The 18093-nt window shown below is 71.7% G+C and carries 17 protein-coding genes; 8 read left to right on the top strand and 9 right to left on the bottom strand.

Annotation, left to right across the window (positions count from 1 at the left end; all coding sequences use genetic code 11):
• Nucleotides 1-96: 96 nt before the first annotated feature.
• Nucleotides 97-828 (bottom strand): response regulator transcription factor, encoded by a 732-nt coding sequence (locus GT358_RS02360; protein ID WP_166580942.1) that lies wholly within the window; start codon nt 826-828, stop codon nt 97-99.
• Nucleotides 825-2081 carry a GAF domain-containing sensor histidine kinase gene (locus GT358_RS02365; RefSeq protein WP_208103260.1) on the bottom strand — a complete coding sequence of 419 codons (1257 nt, stop codon included), beginning with the start codon at nt 2079-2081 and terminating at the stop codon, nt 825-827. The genes GT358_RS02360 and GT358_RS02365 overlap by 4 nt, the downstream gene beginning before the upstream one ends.
• A gap of 244 nt (nt 2082-2325) precedes the next feature.
• Between GT358_RS02365 and GT358_RS02370 the strand changes: the two genes are divergently transcribed.
• The 4 genes from GT358_RS02370 (at nt 2326) to GT358_RS02385 (ending at nt 6776) form a co-directional block, all read left to right on the top strand.
• Nucleotides 2326-3354, top strand: a complete 1029-nt coding sequence (locus tag GT358_RS02370; RefSeq protein WP_166580944.1) for an ABC transporter substrate-binding protein — start codon at nt 2326-2328, stop codon at nt 3352-3354.
• A gap of 82 nt (nt 3355-3436) precedes the next feature.
• Nucleotides 3437-4897, top strand: coding sequence for an ATP-binding cassette domain-containing protein (locus GT358_RS02375; protein ID WP_166580945.1), 1461 nt, complete (start codon nt 3437-3439; stop codon nt 4895-4897).
• Nucleotides 4894-5835, top strand: coding sequence for an ABC transporter permease (locus tag GT358_RS02380; protein ID WP_371416197.1), 942 nt, complete (start codon nt 4894-4896; stop codon nt 5833-5835). Before GT358_RS02375 ends, GT358_RS02380 begins: the two co-directional genes overlap by 4 nt.
• The gene (locus tag GT358_RS02385) at nt 5832-6776 is read left to right on the top strand and encodes an ABC transporter permease (RefSeq protein WP_166580946.1); all 945 of its coding nucleotides are present in this window, start codon (nt 5832-5834) and stop codon (nt 6774-6776) included. The genes GT358_RS02380 and GT358_RS02385 overlap by 4 nt, the downstream gene beginning before the upstream one ends.
• Nucleotides 6777-6854: 78 nt before the next feature.
• On the opposite strand, the gene GT358_RS02390 is transcribed toward GT358_RS02385, so the two are convergent.
• Genes GT358_RS02390 through GT358_RS02420 form a run of 7 tightly spaced genes read right to left on the bottom strand, consistent with a single transcriptional unit; the run spans nt 6855 to nt 14718 of the window.
• Nucleotides 6855-8657: an ABC transporter ATP-binding protein gene (locus tag GT358_RS02390; RefSeq protein ID WP_166580947.1), complete on the bottom strand. Its 1803-nt coding sequence runs from the start codon at nt 8655-8657 to the stop codon at nt 6855-6857.
• Nucleotides 8654-9613, bottom strand: a complete 960-nt coding sequence (locus GT358_RS02395) for an acetamidase/formamidase family protein (RefSeq protein ID WP_166580948.1) — start codon at nt 9611-9613, stop codon at nt 8654-8656. Before GT358_RS02395 ends, GT358_RS02390 begins: the two co-directional genes overlap by 4 nt.
• Nucleotides 9614-9619: 6 nt before the next feature.
• Nucleotides 9620-11251, bottom strand: coding sequence for an ABC transporter substrate-binding protein (locus GT358_RS02400; protein ID WP_166580949.1), 1632 nt, complete (start codon nt 11249-11251; stop codon nt 9620-9622).
• A gap of 29 nt (nt 11252-11280) precedes the next feature.
• Complete coding sequence (locus GT358_RS02405) at nt 11281-12201, bottom strand: ABC transporter permease (RefSeq protein WP_166580950.1); 921 nt, start codon at nt 12199-12201, stop codon at nt 11281-11283.
• Between the two features lie 3 nt (nt 12202-12204).
• Nucleotides 12205-13098, bottom strand: a complete 894-nt coding sequence (locus GT358_RS02410; RefSeq protein WP_166580951.1) for an ABC transporter permease — start codon at nt 13096-13098, stop codon at nt 12205-12207.
• Nucleotides 13076-13681 (bottom strand): ANTAR domain-containing response regulator, encoded by a 606-nt coding sequence (locus GT358_RS02415; RefSeq protein WP_166580952.1) that lies wholly within the window; start codon nt 13679-13681, stop codon nt 13076-13078. Before GT358_RS02415 ends, GT358_RS02410 begins: the two co-directional genes overlap by 23 nt.
• Entirely contained in the window at nt 13678-14718 is a 1041-nt protein-coding gene (locus GT358_RS02420) for a transporter substrate-binding protein (protein WP_166580953.1), read from the bottom strand. Before GT358_RS02420 ends, GT358_RS02415 begins: the two co-directional genes overlap by 4 nt.
• 312 nt (nt 14719-15030) lie before the next feature.
• On the opposite strand from GT358_RS02420, the gene GT358_RS02425 reads away from it, so the two are divergent.
• From GT358_RS02425 to modC, 4 genes are all read left to right on the top strand, one after another.
• Entirely contained in the window at nt 15031-15402 is a 372-nt protein-coding gene (locus GT358_RS02425; RefSeq protein WP_166580954.1) for a winged helix-turn-helix domain-containing protein, read from the top strand.
• Nucleotides 15403-15468: 66 nt separating this feature from the next.
• Nucleotides 15469-16272 (top strand): molybdate ABC transporter substrate-binding protein, encoded by an 804-nt coding sequence (gene modA / locus GT358_RS02430; RefSeq protein WP_166580955.1) that lies wholly within the window; start codon nt 15469-15471, stop codon nt 16270-16272.
• Nucleotides 16273-16275: 3 nt separating this feature from the next.
• A complete protein-coding gene (gene modB, locus GT358_RS02435) occupies nt 16276-16944 on the top strand; it encodes a molybdate ABC transporter permease subunit (protein ID WP_166580956.1) in 669 nt (222 codons plus the stop codon).
• Nucleotides 16944-18044 carry a molybdenum ABC transporter ATP-binding protein gene (modC, locus tag GT358_RS02440; RefSeq protein WP_166580957.1) on the top strand — a complete coding sequence of 367 codons (1101 nt, stop codon included), beginning with the start codon at nt 16944-16946 and terminating at the stop codon, nt 18042-18044. Before modB ends, modC begins: the two co-directional genes overlap by 1 nt.
• Nucleotides 18045-18093 lie beyond the last annotated feature (49 nt).

Here is an 18093-nt window from a genome sequence, read left to right on the forward strand (position 1 = left end):
TGGCCTGAGAGAGCCGATTGGGCGGCTTCGGGGGTCCGGCGCCCCGGTCGGGCGCTCCGGGGTCTTCCGGGCTGAGGGGCCGCACCTTGTGGCGAGTCACGGGTCCCGGGGTCGCGGATGCCGGGCCGTCCATCGGGCAAGGTCGGCCTCCGCGTGCTCGAGCGTCGCGCGGTTGAGCAGGCGCCGCAGCACGGCGACGGAGACGGCCCGGCCCCGCAGGTTGTAGAGCCCCGTCTGGCCTTCGACGGCGCGCACCCCGAGCTTGTCGTAGATCGCCTGCAGCCGGTTCTGCACCGAACGCAGCGACAGCCCCCGGCGCAAGGCGATCGCCTGATCGGTCAGACCCAGCGCGATGTCGATCAGCACCTCGTATTCGGTTTCCGACAGGGCGCCGGACTGCACCGCGCTGCGCTGCTGGGCGCCACGCACCTCGCCGTCGATCACGCACTGGTTCTCGACAAAGATGCCGCGCAGCGCCAGCCGGAGACGTTCGCCGGAGGCCGACTTGAGGACATAGCCGTAGGCGGCGCCGGGCGGCACGATCCGGCTGACGCCGCGCACATAGGCCTCGTCCGAATAGTTCGACCAGAACAGGATCCGCGTGGCCGGCCGCTCGCGCCAGATGGTCCGGGCCGCGTCGATCCCGGTGCGCGGCTGCATCTGGAGGTCCATCACCACGCAGGCATCCGGCATCTCGCGGGCGCGCGTCTCTCCGTCGCCGCCATCGGCACATTCGACGATCTCGCGGCATTCCGGCAGAGCCTGCCGCACGGCCTCCCGCAGCCAGGCCCGATGCAGCGGATCGTCCTCGACGAGGAGCACCCTCATGACGCTTCCTGCAACGGCCCTGCCGTGCCTGCGACCCCGGCGGCAGGCAGCGACAGGCCGATGCGCACCTCCGTGCCTCTCCCGCCGGGGCCGGGGCCGATGGCGAACCGGGCGCCGACCAGACGGGCGCGGGTGCGCATGTTGTCGATCCCCGCCCCCCCGCGCCGCGGCCCGGAGCCCAGGCCGCAGCCGTCGTCGATGACCGCAAGCTCCAGCGTTCCCGCTTCCGCGGACAGATCGACCGAGACGCTGGTCGCGCCCGCATGGCTCATGGCGTTGTTGACCGCCTCCTGGACGATCCGCAGCAGCGTCACCGCGACGGAGCCCGGCAGCCGGTCGATCACCCCGCCCGTCGTGTCCACGACGCGCGTGGCGATGGCCATGCCGCTGTCGCGCACCGCGCGATCCAGATGGTTCTCGACCGCATCGCGGAAGCCGAACAGATGCAGCACCGTCGGCTTGGCTTCTTCGATGATCTGCCGCAGGCCGGCCAGGCTGGCGTGCAGGCTGGCGATCAGCGGGACGAGATCCGGACCGCTCAGCGCGGGCCGGTCGGCCAGATGTTCCAGCCTCCGCATCAGTCGGGTCAGTTCGGCGAGCGTCTGGTCGTGCAGGTCCATTCCGATGCGCTGCCGCTCGGCCTCGAGCGCTTCGGTCAGCCGCAGGGCGCCCTGCCGCAGACCCTCCTCGCGGGCGCGCAGCTCGGCCTCCAGGATGGCCGAACGGCGGGCATCCTCGGCCGCGCGCAGGGCAAAGAAATAGGGGGCGAGGATTTCCGCGACATAGCGGCAGTTGCGCACGTCCGCCGCGCGATAGGTCCCCGGCTCGTGACGCGAGCAGGACAGGGCCCCGATCACCTCGCCATGCACGACCATGGGCACATGGATGCGGGCGCGCAGCCCGTGCTCATGGATGGGCCGCGTGAAGGCGCCGGGGAAGTGGAAACGCCGGTCCCGCGTCGCATCGTCGGTGAGGATGTAGCCCACGCCGCCCGTCAGGAGGGACCGGATCGGGCTCTTGGCGACCGGAGCCTCCGGTGCGCTGCCCCAGGCGGTGTCGATTCCGGTCTCGTAGGCCGTGTGCACCTTGCCATCCGGCCGGACGATGCAGACGTCCAGATGGTCGTGCGGCACGATGCCCGCGATCTCGGCGGCGACCGCGCGGATCGCCGACAGGAAGTCGAGATGGCCGGCCAGCAGACGCGCGATCCGCAGGAACTGGTTCAAGCGTGTCTGGGGTCGCAGCCTGGGCACCGTGCATCCTCCCCGCCTCATACTGGCCGCGATGCCCGCGACGGGGAAGGGAGACACCGGCAGCCGGCTTGCGGGTTCCCGCAGGACGCGAGCGCGTTCCCGCATTCCGGCTGCGCGATTGGTCCTGTTCACCTTGCGGCATGGCAGGCAGAGTGCGGCCCGTCGCGGCAGGAGGAACCGCGGCACGCCAGTGTCCGCCGCAGCCCGATCGTGCGGCCACCAATACCCCGGGGAGGAAAACGCCATGGCCAGACGTCTCTTGTCCACCAGAAGTCTCGGGGCCGCCCTTGCAGCCGCCCTGTCCGTGGCGGTCCTGCCCGCCTCGGCCGACACGTCGGACAAGCGCATCGCCCTGTCCAACAACTATGCCGGCAATTCGTGGCGCCAGGCGATGCTGACCAGCTGGGAGACGGTGACAGGGCCTGCCGTCGAGGCCGGCATCGTCGCGGCCGCCGATGCCTTCACCACCGCGGAGAACTCGGCCACCGAACAGGCGGCGCAGATCCAGAACCTGATCCTGCAGGGCTATGACGCCATCGTGCTCAACGCCGCCTCGCCGACGGCGCTCAACGGGGCCGTGCGCGAGGCCTGCGACGCCGGCGTGACGGTGGTCAGCTTCGACGGGATCGTGACCGAGCCCTGTGCCTGGCGCATCGCGGTCGATTTCCGGGAGATGGGCCGCGTGCAGGTCGAATACCTCGCCGACCGGCTGCCCGAGGGCGGCAACCTCCTCGAGATCCGCGGCCTGGCGGGCGTCTTCGTCGATGACGAGATCAGCGCCGGCATCCATGCGGGCGTGGAACAATATCCGCAGTTCACCATCGTGGGCTCGGTGCACGGCGACTGGGCCCAGGACGTGGCCCAGCGCGCCGTGGCCGGCATCCTGCCCTCCCTGCCCGAGATCGTGGGTGTCGTCACCCAGGGCGGCGACGGTTACGGCGCGGCCCAGGCCTTCCAGGCGGCGGGCCGGCCGATGCCGATCATCATCATGGGCAACCGGCAGGACGAACTGCTGTGGTGGAAGGAACAGAAGGACGCGAGCGGCTACGAGACGATGTCGGTCTCGATCGCGCCGGGCGTGTCCACGCTCGCCTTCTGGGTCGCCCAGCAGATCCTCGACGGACGCGAGGTGCCCAAGGATCTGGTCGTGCCGTTCCTGACCATCACGCAGGACACGCTGGAGGCCAACCTCGAGACCACGCCCGTGGGTGGCGTGGCCAACGTGGAATACACGCTCGAGGATGCCGTCGCGGTGATCGAGGACGCGGGCTGACCGGCTCCTCCGCACGGGACGGAAGCCTCCTGCCCGGCTTCCGTCCCACGGGTCCCGGCCTGCCCTCGCCCCGTTCCCCGCCATGAGCGATGCGCCTGCCCTTCTGTCCGTCACCGATGCGCGGCTCCGCTTCGGCGAGGTGACCGCGCTCGACGGGGTCAGCCTCGCGCTGAGAGCCGGCGAGTGCCTGGGCCTCGTCGGGCACAACGGCGCGGGGAAATCCACGCTGGTCAACGTGCTCAACGGCGGCCTTGCGCTGCAGGGGGGCAGCCTGCGGGCCGACGGACAGCCGGTGCGCTGGGACGTGGCGGCCGCGCGCGCGCTGGGGCTGCGCTGCGTCTTCCAGGAGCTGTCGCTCTGCCCGAACCTGACGGTGGCCGAGAATGCCCGCATCCTGCATCGCGGGCAGTTCGGCCTGATCTGGCGGGCCGAGGCGCGCCGGCTGGCGAAGGCGGCGCTGGATGCGGTCTTTCCCGGCCACGGCATCGACGTGCGGGCGCAGGTCGCCAGCCTCGCGCTCGCCCAGCGCCAGATGGTGGAGATCGCACTGGCCTTCGCCGAAGCCGGTCCCCCCCCGCGGCTGGTCATCCTGGACGAGCCCACATCCTCGCTCGATGCGAGCATCGCGCGGCAGCTTCTGTCGCATGTCCGCCGCTTCGTCGCCGCCGGGGGATCGGTGGTCCTGATCTCGCACATCCTCTCGGAGGTGCTCGAGACCGCCACCCGCATCGTGGTGATGAAGGACGGCCAGGTGGTCGCCGACCGCCCGGCGGCAGAGTTCACGCCGGCCGGCCTCGTGGCCGCCATGGGCTCCACCGCGCAGGAGCGTCGGCGCGCCGAGAGGGGCGCCGCGCCCGCAGCTGCCGCGCCGCTCGTCGTCCACGCGCTGCCCCGCGGCCTGCCGGTGCGCGTGGCCGCGGGCGAGGTGGTGGGGCTGACCGGACTTGCCGGCCATGGCCAGACCGAATTGTTGCGGGCGCTGCACGACCGGCTGGCCCCCGCCTGGGCCGCCGGCCGGCGCCCGGCCGTCGCCTATGTCGCCGGGGACCGCCGGCACGACGGCATCCTGCCGCTCTGGTCGATCCGTCGCAACCTGACGGTCTCGGCGCTGTCGGCGCTCACCCGGCGCGGTCTCGTGGACGAGCGCGCCGAGAGGGCCGCAGCCGAAGCCTGGCGGTCGCGCATCGGCATCCGCTCGCCCGATCTCGGCCTGCCGATCCTGTCGCTGTCGGGGGGCAATCAGCAGAAGGTGCTCTTCGCGCGGGCGCTGCTGGCCGGAGCGCCGCTGGTCCTGATGGACGATCCCATGCGCGGGGTGGATGTGGGGACCAAGCAGGAGGTCTATGGCATCATCCGCGCCGAGGCCGCAGCGGGTCGCGCCTTTGTCTGGTATTCGAGCGAGATCGAGGAAATGGAACTCTGCGACCGCGTCTATGTCTTCCGCGAGGGGGCGGCGGCGGCCGAACTCGCGGGTGCGCAGATCACCGAGACGGCCATCCTCGAGGCATCCTTTGCCGGGCATCCCGCAGAGGGCGCGGCGTGAGACCGACAGCCGACCTGATCCGGCTGGCAGTGCCGTTCCTCGCGCTGGGGGCGCTGCTCGCCGGCGTGTTCTGGCTCCAGCCGCGGGCGATGAGCTATACGGGCCTGAACCTGCTCTTCAACCTGGCCGTGCCGATCGCGCTGGCGACGCTGGCGCAGATGTTCGTCATCGCGGTCAACGACCTCGACCTGTCGATGGGGGCCTTTGTCAGCTTTGCCGCCTGCGTCACCGCAACCTTTCTTCACGACACGCCGCTTCTGGGGGCGCTGATCCTCTTTGCCGCCGTCGCGGGCTATGCGCTCCTCGGCGTGATCATCCATCTGCGCGGACTGCCCGCGATCGTCGTCACGCTGGGGATGAGCTTCGTCTGGCTCGGTCTGGCCGTGATGATCCTGCCTGCGCCCGGCGGGGCGGCGCCGGGCTGGCTGCGCGCGCTCATGACGGTGCGGCCGCCGCTCCTGCCGATGGCGCTGGCCGCCAGCATCCTGATCGCGCTGGCCGCGCATCTGATCATGGCGCGATCCTCGCTCGGCGTGCTGATCCGGGGGGTGGGCGGCAACGAACGCTCGGTCGCCCGCGCGGGCTGGAGCGTGCTGGGCGCCAAGGCTGCGGCCTATGCCCTGGCGGGGCTGTTCGGCGTGCTCGCAGGCATGGCGCTGGTAGGGCTGACGACCTCGGCGGACGCCAACATCGCGCTGCGCTACACGCTCCTGTCCATCGCCGGGGTGATCCTCGGCGGGGGCGAGTTCGTGGGCGGGCGCGTCTCGGCCGTGGGCGCGGTGGTGGGAGCGCTGACCCTGACCCTCGCCGGGTCGTTCCTGTCCTTCCTGCGGCTGTCGCCCGACTGGCAGATCGGCGCGCAGGGGGCGATCCTGATCCTCGTGCTGGCGCTGCGTCTGGGGCTCGATGCGCTCGAGCGGCGGGGGGTGCGGGCATGACCCTTCTGCGCAAGCCCTGGATCTGGGCCTGGATCGCGGCCATCGTCGTCTATGCCGCGACCATCGCCGCCACCGCGGGGGCGAGTGCGGCGGGGCTCGCGCAGGCGGCCTTCACCTTTGCCGCCTTCAGCGTGATCGTCGGGCTGGGGCAGATGTTCGTCATCACGCTGGGGCCCGGCAACGTGGACCTCTCGATCCCGGCCACGATGACGCTCGCCGGCACGGTGTCGCTCAAGCTCATGGATACGGCCGACGCCATGGCGCTGCCGGGGCTTGCCGTCGCGCTCGGGATCGGGGCGGGCGTGGGGTTTGCCAATTACGCGCTCATCAAGGCGCTGCGCATCCCGCCGATCATCGCCACCCTGGCCCTGTCCTTCGTCGTCCAGTCCGCCGCGATCTGGACGAACCGGGGCCTGCGCATCAAGCCGCCCGAGACGCTCGCCGCCTTCAGCACCGGCAACCTGTGGGGCATCCCCAACCTCGCCATCGTCGCCAGCCTGCTCACGCTCGCGGCCTGGGTGCTGCTCGAGCGCAGCGCCTGGGGCCGGCGCGTCACCGCCATCGGCCAGAGCCTGCCGGCCGCGCGACGGGCAGGCATCGCGGTCCATGGCGTCCGGCTGTCGGCCTATGTCCTCTGCGCGACGCTCGCGGGGCTCTGCGGCTTCCTGCTCTCCTGCTTCTCGGGCGGGGCGGCGCTGAACATGGGCGCCGAATACCTGCTGATCTCGATCGCCGTGGTGGTGATCGGCGGCTCCTCGGTCGCGGGGGGCAATTCCAACGTCCCCGGCATCTGGGGCGCGGCGCTGTTCCTGTTCCTCGTGGTCTCGATGCTGAACACCTACGGCTTCGGCGCCGGTCCGCGGATGATCCTGACCGGTCTCATCATCATCGCCGTGATCCTCGCCGCAAGCCTGCGCGGCCCGGCATCGCGGGGGATGTGAGGCGGCCCGGATCTCCGGCCGCGGCCCGATGCGCCGGTCGCCTGACGACCGCACGGCGCGGTGCCGCCGCGGGCCGGCCTACGCCTCGGCGACAAGATGCCCCTCCCCCATGTCGCGCAGGGCCATGCGGGCGGGCGGGTCGCCGCGGCGGCGGACGGGCGAGGGGATCTCGCGCGCCTCGCGCAGGCGGGGGGGGCGGACGTGGCGGGGATCGGGGACGGGGACGGCCTCGATCAGTCGGCGGGTATAGGGGTGGCGCGGGTCACCGAAGACCTGCGCGCGGGTGCCCGTCTCGACGATCTGGCCGAGATACATCACCGCCACGCGGTCCGCGATGGAATCCACCACCGCCATGTCGTGCGAGATGAACAGGTAGGACACCCCGAGTTCGTCCTGCAGCTCCTTCAGGAGCGCAAGGACGCGCGCCTGCACCGAGACGTCGAGGGCCGACACGCTCTCGTCCGCGACGATGAGCCTGGGGTCGAGCGCGAGGGCGCGGGCGATGCAGATGCGCTGGCGCTGCCCGCCGGAGAATTCGTGCGGATAGCGGTCCAGCGCGGTGCGGGGCAGGCCCACGCGCTCGAACAGCGCCTCGGCCTTGGCCCGCCGCTCGGCCCGGCTGCCGATGCCGTGGATCGCCAGCGGCTCGGCCACGAGGTCGCCCACGCGCATCCGGGGATCGAGCGCGGCGGCCGGGTCCTGGAACACGAGCTGGGCATCGCGGCGCACGGCACGGGTGACATCGCGCTGGCCGCGCAGGATGCGCCCGGCCACCTCGATTTCGCCCGAGAAGGGAACCAGACCTGCGATCGCGCGGGCGATGGTGGACTTGCCGCAACCCGACTCGCCCACGAGCGCGAAGGTCTCGCCGGGGGCGATGGTCAGGGACACGCCCTCGACGGCATGGACGCGGTGGGTCGGCCGGCCGAGCAGCCCGCGGCCCGTGTCGAAGCCCACGACGAGATCGCGCAGGGCCAGCACGGGCGGGCCCGCCACGGGGCGGGGAGGTGCCGGGGGGCGGGCCCCCATGCGGGGAACGGCGGCGAGGAGCGCACGGGTATAGTCCGCGGCCGGGGCCTCGAACACGGTTGCGACGGGACCCTCCTCCACGGTGCGGCCGTCCTTCATCACGAGGACGCGGTCGGCCATCTCGGCCACCACGCCCATGTCGTGGGTGATGAGGACAAGCGCGGTGCCGGTGTCGCGCTTCAGGTCGCGCAGCAGGTCGAGCACCTCGCGCTGGACGGTGACGTCGAGGGCGGTGGTGGGTTCGTCGGCGATCAGCACGTCGGGGCGCAGCGCGAGCGCCATCGCGATCATCACGCGCTGGCGCATGCCCCCCGAGAGTTCGTGCGGATACTGGGAGAGGCGGCGCTCGGGTTCGGAGAGGCGCACCGCCCGGAGCGCGTCGAGGGCGCGGCCGCGCGCCTCGCGGGCAGACAGCGGCTCGTGGGCGCGGATCGCCTCGACAAGCTGGGCGCCGACGGTCATGACCGGGTTGAGCGAGGTCATCGGCTCCTGGAAGATCATCGCCACGCGGTCGCCGCGGATGGCGCGCATCCGCCGCTCGGGCAGGCGCAAGAGGTCCGTGCCGCCCAGCATCACCCGACCTGCCGTGGGGGCGACGTTCGGGGGCAGCAGGCCCATGACCGCGAGCGACGTGATGGACTTGCCCGAGCCGGATTCGCCCGCGATGGCGAGCGTCTCGCCGGAGCGGAGCGCAAAGCTCACCTCCTGCACCAGCGGGCGCGGACCGGCGGCGGTTGCGACCGAGACGGTCAGACCCTCGACCGACAGCACGGGCGCGACACCGGGGGAGCCGTCCGGCGGTGTGTCCGGGCCCTGAACGGCCCCGGAGCGGAGGGATGCGGTGCGGCTCACTCGAACACGGCCCTCGGGAAGTAGAAGCTGACCACCCAGTTGGGCAGGTCCACCACCTCGGAGATGCGCAGATCGCCGCAGACCGAGCAGAGCATGTAGGCATCCGCCGCCGACATGCCGCGCGTGGCGCAGAGCAGGTCGATCATGGCCGACACGGCATCGCGCGCGCCTGCCATGAGGTCCGGGCCGATGCCGGTCGTGACCTCGTAGCCCTTGACGTCGAGATGGCGCGTCACGGGACCGAGCGTGGTGAAGCGGGGGGTCCTGAGATTGGCGCCCTTCACGAGGTCGAGCGTCAGGATCGCGTCCATCGGACTCTCGATGGCGGTGCCGCACACCTCGCCGTCTCCTTGCGCGGCATGGGTGTCGCCCACCGAGAACAGCGCGCCCGCGACCTCGACCGGCAGGTAGAGCGTCGTGCCGGCGGAGAGGTCGCGGATGTCGAGGTTGCCGCCGACGCGCCGGGGGGGCACGACGGAGTGCTGGCCGGGCTCGGCCAGCGCGTTGCCGATCGTGCCAGCGAACGGCTTGAGCGGGATGCGCGCCTCGCGGCCCCACATGGCGGGGGCCAGCGTCGCGGCGTTGTAGGTCCAGACGATCAGCGCGGGGTCCGGGAACTGGTCGGCGAGCAGCCCGAAACCAGGGATGTTGGCGGTCCAGCCCCAGGCCGTTCCCTCGCGCCGCTGGGGCACGAAGTCCTCGATCGTGACCTTGAGCGCGTCGCCCGGCTCCGCCCCCTCGACCCAGATTGGACCGGAGACGGGGTTGATGCGCGCGAAGTCGAGATTGACGACATCGGCAAGGGTGGAGGACGGGCCGAGCTGGCCCGCCGAGGAATCCTGGCAGTGAAACAGGATGGTCGATCCCGGAGCGACCCTCTCGGCCGGGACAAGCGCGTTGTCCCAGCCGAAATGGTGCTGGTGCCCGTGGATCGTGTAGTCACAGGCCCTGCACATGCGCCCTCACTCGGTCACGTAGACATAGTCGTAGTTGATCGGGATCGACACCGGATCGACGTAGAGCTCGTCCGCGCCGCCCATGCGGGGCGAGCGCATGGTGAAGCGCTCCTCGTGGAACACGGGCGCCCAGGGGGCATCCTCCATGATGCGCGCATAGATCTCGGTCCACAGGGCGAGACGCTCCTCGGCCTGCGCGGGATCGGACATGGAATCCGCCCGCTCGGCCATCGCGTCGAGGTCCTCGTTGCAGTACTTGGCCCAGTTCCAGCCGCCTTCCCCGGCGCCGGCGCAGCCGAGGATCGGGTAGTAGAAGTTGGCAGGGTCGGGGAAGTCCGCGATCCAGGCCATGCCGCCCGACCAGATCATCGGCGCCGTGCCCGCGCCGCCCGCCTCGATCACGTTGGCCTGGGCGAGCGACTGGATCGAGGCGCGAATGCCGATGGCCGCAAGGTCCTGCTGGATCGCCTGGGCGATGCGGGGGTTGGGATCGGTGTTCATCACGAACAGTTCGGTGTCGAACCCGTCCGGGTAGCCCGCCTCGGCGAGCAGCGCCCGCGCCCCCTCCGGGTCGTAGGGATAGCCCTCGTAGTCCGGGTCGTAGCCGGGCATGGAGGGCGGCAGCGGCTGGTTGGCGGGCACCGCGCGGCCGTTGATGATCTGGATCACGCGGTCCTTGTTGATCGCCATGTTGACCGCCTGGCGCACGCGCACGTCGTCGAAGGGCGGCTCGGTGACGTTCATCGTGACGTAGCCGGTATGGAGCTGTCCGCCCCGGACGACGCGCTCGGCCTGGTCGGGATCGTCCATGACCTGCTGGAACTGCGCGGGCGGGATGCCGTCGCCGGGAATGTCCACCTCTCCGTTCTGGAGGCGCAGCAGCGCCACGGTCGGCTCTTGGCCCACCTCGATCGTGATCCGGTCGAGATAGGGCAGCCCCTCCATCCAGTAATCCTCGTTGCGCTCGAAGACGAGACGCTGGCCCAGCGTCCATTCGCCGAGTCGGTAGGCGCCCGTGCCGACCGGGTTGCGGCCGAAGTCGGCCCCGTGCTCCTCGACCGCCTCGCGCGGGACGACATAGGAGAAGTTGATCGCCATGACGTGCAGGAAGGTGGCGTCGGGGCGCGACAGCGTGATGCGCACGGTGCGCGGGTCCACGACCTCCACGCCCGACAGGCCCTCCGCCTCGCCGGCCATCTGCGCGTCGAAGCCCTCGATCATCCCGAAGAAGCCCGCGCCGGGGGACTGGGTCTCGGGGTCGGTGACGCGGTCGAGCGAGTACTTCACGTCCTCGGCCGTCATCTCGCGCCCGTTGTGGAAGCGCACGCCCTCGCGCAGGGTGAAGGTGTAGGTCAGCCCGTCGTCGGAGATCTCGACGCTCTCGGCCAGGCCGGGGCGCAGGTCCGTGGTGCCGGGGACGTAGTCCATCAGCCCGTCGAACAGCGACTTGATCATCGACCAGTTCTGCCAGTCGTAGCCGATGGCCGGGTCGAGGGTGGCCACGTCGTCCTTGTAGGTGATGACGATGGCGCCGCCCTGCCGGGCATCGGGGTCGGGCTGCCAGCCGTTCCCGTCCTGGGCCAGGGCCGGCAGGGCCAGCGCGGCGAGAAGCGCGGTGGAGGCGAGGAGTCTCTTCATCGGTTCTTGGTCTCCCTGATGGTTGTGGTTCAGCGCAGCGTGATGCGCGGGTCGATGAGGGGGGCCACGATGTCTGCGAGCAGGTTGCCGAGGATGATCCCCACCGCCGAGACGAGGGTGACGCCCATGATGATGGGGATGTCCACGCGCTGGATCGCCTGCCAGGCGAGCTGGCCGATGCCGGGCCAGCCGAACACGCTCTCGACCACGACGATGCCGCCCATGAAGATGCCGATGTCGATGCCGATCATGGCGACGATGGGCAGGATCGCGTTGGGCAGCGCGTGCCGGACGATCACGCGGGCGCGGGTCAGGCCCTTGGCGCGGGCGGTGCGCACGAAATCCTGGCGCAGCACCTCGATCATGCTCGAGCGCATCATGCGCGAATACCAGCCCGCCCCGAGCAGGCCGAGCGTGAGCGCGGGCAGGATCAGGTGGGCGAAGGTGCCGTAGCCGCCGATGGGCAGCCAGCGCAGCCAGACGCCGAAGACGTAGAGGAGCAGCAGGCCCACGACGAATTGCGGCGCCGAGACACCCGCGAAGCTCGCCAGCATCAGGCCGGTATCGGTGGCCGTGCCGCGGCGCAGCGCCGCCCAGATGCCCATCGTGAGGCCGATGGCCACCTCGCAGGCGATGGCGGCGGCCATGAGCAGGAGCGTGGGCGGCAGGCGCGCCCAGATCAGCTCGGCCACCTCGGCGCGCTGGAGGTAGCTGCGCCCGAGGTCGAGATGCAGCAGGCCCCAGAGATAGCGGCCGTACTGGACCCAGAAGGGCTGGTCGAGGCCGAGCTGCTCGCGGATCGACTCGACGGTCTGCGCGGTGGCCGAACGGCCGGCGATCTGGCGCACGGGGTCGGCGGGCAGGACATAGAGGAGGAAGAAGGTGATGAACGTCACGCCGAGCAGGATCAGCACGGACTGGAGCAGGCGGCGGGCGAGGTAGAGCGCCATCGGTCAGGCCCTCTCGCGCTGGGTGGGGTCGAGCACGTCGCGCAACCCGTCCCCCACGAGGTTGAAGGCGAGCGCGAGCACGAGGATCGCGAGGCCGGGAAAGAACACGAGCCACGGCGCGGCCTGGAAATACGTCTGGCTCTCGAAGATGATGTTGCCCCAGGAGGGATCGGGCGGCTGCACGCCGATGCCGAGGAAGGACAGCGTCGCCTCGAGCAGCACGGTCGTGGAGATGCCGAGCGTGCCATAGACGATGATCGTGGGCAGCAGGTGCGGCAGGATATGGAGCCCGAGGATGCGCCCGTGGCCCGCGCCGATCGCGCGCTCGGCCTGCACGAAGTCGCGCTCGGCGAGCGAGGTCGTCTCGGTGTAGAGGACGCGCGCGACCTGCACCCAGTTCACGAGCGCGATCACGAGGGCCACGATCCAGAGCGAGGGACGCAGGATTGCGGCGAGGGCGATGGCGAGCAGCAGCGCCGGGAAGGCCATCATCAGGTCGGTGAACCGCATCAGCACGGCGCCGAGAAGGCCGCGGAAATAGCCTGCCGTGACGCCGACCAGCGTGCCGACCACGAGCGCCATGCCGTTGGCGACCACCCCGATCACGAGCGACGTGCGCGCGCCGTAAAGGATGCGGCTGAGCAGGTCGCGCCCCAGGAGGTCCGTGCCGAGCGGGAAGGCCCCGTCCGGGCCCCCGCCGGGAGGCAGCGGCGCGCCCTGGAGCGTCAGGCCGTCGAAATGCTGCGTGTTGGGATCGTAGGGCGCGAGCCAGGGGGCGAGGATTGCGGCCAGGACGGTGAGCACGATCACCACCAGCCCCGCGAAGGCGAGCGGCCGGCGGGCCAGCCGCGCGAGCGTGCCGCGGCGGCGCGGCTCAGGCAGGGCGATGTCGGTCATGCCGGCCTCCCCGGGCTGGGCCGCGCGCAGCCAGGATGCGCGCCGCAGCCTCCTCGATGGTCACCCGCCACTCCATCGCGCGGCGGCGCAGGGCGGCATAGCCCGCCTCCTCGCCCTGCCCCCCGGCCAGCAGGAGCACCGCGCGCAGGACCGTGCGCCGCTCGGCCAGACGAGCGCGCAGACCCTCCACCTCGGCGGCGAGCGCCCGGCGGGCGACGAACGCGCTGTGGGCGATGAGCAGCGCCGAATACACGCCGCCGTCGCCCACGGGCTTGAGGAGCTGGGCGTCCGCGCCCATCGAGAGAGCCCATTCGATGCGGCCGGGCGCCTCGGAGCCGATGAGCGCGACCATGGGCATCGGCGCCTCGCCGGGCTTCCAGGGAAACTGCGCGTCGTGGCCGCGGTCCACGTCGAAGAACACGAAGTCGGCCGCCAGGACCGAGGGGGCGAGGTCGGGCCAGTGCGCCTCCGCGGCGAGACCGATGGCCGCGAGCTGGCGCGTCAGCGCCTCCACGGTCGGGTGCGGGCGGTGCAGGATCGCCGCGCGGGCGCCGGCGAGAACCGGGGTGGCCAGGCGTCTCATGGCGTGACGGCCCTCAGATGCGGAGCGGCGGGCAGCGACGGGCGGCGGGACAGATAGGGGTCCGGGGCGACGGCCTCGTGCCGCTCCAGCACCCGGAACGCGCCGCCCTCCACCTGCGCGATCAGCACGGGCAGGGTGGCGTGGTGCGTGGCCGGGTCGATGGCGAGCAGGCCGCCGTCGGGGGCGGCAAGGAGCGCGTCGAGCGGCGCCTCCGGCCCGGCGCTGGCCATGCGCCGCGCGAGGCTCAGGACGGCGGCATGGGCGGCGGTCTCGAAGGACCCGAGGCCCTGCCCGAAGGAGGGCCCGGCGGCGATCAGCCCCTCGGCCGCAGGCCCGAGCGCGGGCAGTTCGCATTCGGTGAGATTGCAGGAGAGGACCGGGACGGCGAGGTCCTCGGCGCGCAGGCCGGCCATCGCGCGCAGGAAGGCGTAGGAGGAGGCGCCGACGAGGCTGTTGAGCACGAAGTCGGGCCGTGTGGCGCGGATCTCGGCCACGAGGCGGCCCACATCCTCGTCGCCCAACGGCAGGTGCCGCTCGGCCAGCACACGCCCCCCTGCCCCCTCGATCAGGTCGCGGGCCACCCGGTTCGTCTCCCAGCCCCAGATGTAGTTGGAGCCTGCGAGGACGACGCGGCGGCCGAAGCGCGGAACCGCCCAGGCGAGCAGCGGCACGAGATGCTGGCTCGGGCAGGCATGGGCATAGACGACCTGCGAGGAGGCCTCGAAGCCTTCGTAGGGGCAGGGATACCACAGCACGGTGCCGGTGCGCTCGAGCGCGGGGATGACCTCCTTGCGGCTCCAGGAGGTGACGCAGCCCAGGACATGGCGCGCGCCCTCGGCGGCCAGTTCGGCGCAGAGGGGGGCATAGGCATCGGCCTCGCCCGCCGGGTCGCGCTCCACGGGATCGAGCGTGAGGGGCAGCGAGGGATCGGCATTGACCGCCTCGATCGCGCGCAGGGCGCCCGCCCGGCAGGCATCGGCCAGCAGGCGGTAGGTGCCCGAGCGCGACAGGAGCAGGCCGATTCGCACCGAGGTCACGGGTCGCGGTCCCCCAAAAGCCAAGCGCCCCGCGCCGCACCCCCTTGGACCGGGAGGCGCGGCACGAGGCGCGGTTGCCGACCGGGCGCGGGCCCGGCATGTGCTTCTACCATGCGCCCCCGGCGGAGCGCGTCAAGGTCCTTGATGGGCAAGAGCCGGGCGTTGCCCGTCCGGTGGGCGGCCGGCCGGGGGCTGCCGCTTTTCGGGGCGGTCCCGGAAGGCCGGAGCACGGGGGGCACGGCCCCGCAGCGGCGGCGCGGCGCCGGACGGGCGCCCTTGCCAACCGCTCCCGCACGTCGCGATAGTCGGACCATGACCGACAAGGCCAGCCGCGAGCGCCTCCACATCCGGATCGTCTTCGGCGACGAGCGGATGATCGGGCCGGGCAAGGCCGAATTGCTGGAGCGCGTCGATCGCTCCGGCTCCATCGCCGCGGCGGGCCGCGAGATGGGGATGAGCTACAAGCGCGCCTGGCAGCTGATCGGCACGATGAACAGCATGTTCAGGGACCCCGTCGTGGACCGCACCCGCGGCGGCCCGGGCGGAGGCGGCGCGGTCCTGACCGAGACCGGCCGACGGGTGCTGGCGCTCTATCGCGCGTTCGAGGCGGATGCGGCCCGGGCAGGAGCCGCGCATCTGGACGCGCTGCGGGCGATGCTCAGGGATATACCCGGTCAGAAATAACGCTTGCCCGACCGGCGGTGGCCCTGCGATATGGTCCGGCAGCAAGATCCCGAGGGACATGTCCCGATGCCCGAGCCGTTTCGCCGCCGTTCCGTTCTCGCGGCTGCCGTTGCGCTGACCCTGATGGCCGGCGCCGCCCGTGCCCAGGATCAGGCGCAGGATCAGGCGCCGGTGGTCGCGGCCGCCGCCGACCTCCAGTTCGCGGTCGAGGAGATCGCGGCCCGGTTCAGCGAGGAGACCGGGATGACGGTGCGGCTGTCGCTGGGCTCCACCGGCAACTTCGCCCGGCAGATCCGCGAAGGCGCGCCCTTCGAGATGTTCATGGCCGCGGACGAGCAGTTCATCCTCGACCTGCACCGCGACGGCTTCACCCGGGACGAGGGGGATCTCTATGCCGTCGGACGGATCGTGGTGAAGGTGCCCGAGGGCTCGTCGCTGGTGGCCGACGGCACGTTCGGGACGCTGCGCGAGGCGCTGGAGGCGGGCCGGATCACCCGGTTCGCCATCGCCAATCCCGAGCATGCCCCCTATGGCCAGCGCGCCGAGGAGGCGCTGCGCCATGCCGGGCTGTGGGACGCGATCCAGCCCTACCTGGTCCTGGGCGAGAACGTCGCACAGGCCGCGCAGTTCGCCCTCTCGGGCAATGCCGAAGGGGGGATCATCGCCTATTCGCTGGCCCTCGCCCCGAACGTGGCGGCACAGGGCAGCCACGACCTCATCCCCGAGGAATGGCACGAGCCGCTGCGCCAGCGCATGGTGCTGCTGAATGGCGCGGGCCCCGTCGCCGAAGCCTTCTACGACTACATCCGGTCGCCCTCGGCGCGCGAGATCATGGAGCGCTACGGCTTCGTCCTGCCCGACGACGGGTGATCCATGGACTGGACCGCGCTCTGGCTGTCCCTGCGGCTGGCCGCGTGGACGGTGGCGATCCTGTTGCCGGTCTCCGTCGTGATGGGCCGGTTCCTCGCCTACCGCCACTTCGCCGGCAAGGGCGTGGTCGAGGCGCTGGTCATGCTGCCCCTGGTGCTGCCGCCCACGGTGTTCGGCTTCTACATGCTGGTGGCCTTCGGCCGGAACTCGCCCGTGGGCGCGTTCTGGCAGGAGGCGTTCGGGCATCAGCTGGTGTTCAGCTTCGAGGGGCTGGTGGTGGCCTCCGTCATCTTCAACCTGCCCTTCGCCATCCAGCCTGCCCAGCGCGGCTTCGAGGCCATCGCGGTCGAGGTGCGCGAGGCCGCGCGATGCTGCGGGATGTCGCCGCTCGCCTCGCTCTGGAGGGTCGAGCTGCCGCTGGCCTGGCCGGGGCTGATGACGGCGATGGTGCTAACCTTTGCCCACACGCTGGGCGAATTCGGGATCGTGCTCATGGTCGGCGGGTCGATCCCCGGCGAGACCAAGACCATCGCCATCGCCATCTACGACCGGGTGCAGGCCTTCGACGACCGCGGCGCGGCCATCATGTCCGCCACGCTGGTGGCGATCAGCCTGTTCACCATCGCGATCACCTTCTGGCTGTCGGCCCGCGTCGGCCGGAGGCTGTCCTGATGGCGCTGGAGGTGATGGCGCGGGCCGCAGCCCCGATCCCGCTGGACGTGGCCTTCCGGGTCGAGCCGGGGGAGCTGCTCGCGCTGGTGGGCCATTCGGGATCGGGCAAGACGACCCTGCTGCGCACGGTGGCGGGCCTGTGGCGACCCGAACGGGCGCGCGTCGCGGTGGACGGCACGATCTGGATCGACACCGCGGCGGGGATCGATCGGCCGACGCACCGCCGCCGCGTGGGGATGGTGTTCCAGTCCTATGCCCTGTTTCCGCACATGACGGCCTTGCGCAACGTCATGGCGGCCATGGACCGGCCCGACCGGGCCGAGGCGGAGCGCCTCCTCGATCTGGTCAACCTGCACGGACTGGCCGACCGCAAGCCTGCGCAGCTCTCCGGCGGCCAGCAGCAGCGCGTCGCGGTGGCGCGCGCGCTGGCCCGCAGGCCGCAGGCGCTGCTGCTGGACGAGCCCTTCTCGGCGGTGGACCGCGCCACGCGCGAGAAGCTCCATGCCGAGATCATCGCGCTGCGCCGACACCTGGCGATGCCCGTGGTGCTCGTGACGCACGACATGAACGAGGCGCAGCTTCTGGCCGACCGGATGGCGGTGATCGAGAAGGGCCGCGTCGTGCGCGAGGGGACGACGGCGGACGTCATGGCCGACCCCGAGGCACTTCGCGCCATGGGCATCCGCGAGGCGGCGGCCATGCTGCCCGCGACGATCGCCGAACATCTGCCCGACGGCCTCACCCGGCTGGACACCGCGACCGGGCCCCTGTTCCTGCCGCAGGTGGAGGGCGCGGTCGGAACGCGGGTCCGCGTGCGGATCATGGCCCACGAGGTGATCCTGTCGCGGGACCGGCCCGAGGGGTTGTCGGCCCAGAACATCCTGGCCGGGCGGGTGACGGCGATCGTGCCGGGACGAGGGCCCGCCGTGATGGTGCATGTCCGGGTGGGCGAGCAGGACATCCTGGCCCGCATCACCCGCCGCGCGGCCGACCGGATGGCGCTGCGGCCGAGCGAGCCGGTTCATGCCATCCTGAAATCCATGTCCGTGGCCCGCGATCACGTGGCCCCCGCTCCGGCCGGAGCCCTCCGGTCGGCCTGAACGCGCAGGCCGTCCGCCCCCGATCCGCGCCCGCTCCGGCCCGATCGCC

The sequence above is a fragment of the Rubellimicrobium sp. CFH 75288 genome, assembly GCF_009904055.1.
Taxonomy (GTDB): domain Bacteria; phylum Pseudomonadota; class Alphaproteobacteria; order Rhodobacterales; family Rhodobacteraceae; genus Rubellimicrobium.